Raw genomic sequence first — 377 nt, forward strand, 5'->3', positions numbered from 1 at the left:
GTTTCGCCGACTGATGCGCAGGTTCCTGTTTCGCACGCTCCACGATGTTGTACTGATGCTCGACAGGGAGTTGGAAGACCGCCAGCTTTGCCCCAGCGCTGGTGTCGTGGATAGCCAATCGGTGAAGGCGCCAGCGGCGAAAGAGCGCGGCTACGATGCTGCGAAGAAGATCGTCGGGCGCAAGCAGCATATTGCCGTGGATACAAATGGGCGGCTGCTGATGGTGAACCTGACGCCTGCAGACATTGCCGACAGTACAGGGGCAGTGACGGTACTGGAGGCCTTGAAGAGGCGTTGGCCGGGCCTGAAACATCTGTTTGCTGATGGCGCGTACGATCGTCGCGCGCTGATGGATAAAGCCGCGACGCTCGACTTTG

The 377-nt window shown here is 59.7% G+C and carries 1 protein-coding gene; it reads left to right on the plus strand.

Annotation, left to right across the window (positions count from 1 at the left end; translation table 11 throughout):
• The coding region (locus K206_RS0137125; protein ID WP_020207220.1) for an IS5/IS1182 family transposase at positions 1 to 377 on the plus strand (377 nt) is incomplete at both ends.

Source organism: Cupriavidus sp. WS, assembly GCF_000395345.1.
GTDB classification, from domain to species: Bacteria; Pseudomonadota; Gammaproteobacteria; order Burkholderiales; family Burkholderiaceae; genus Cupriavidus; species Cupriavidus basilensis_B.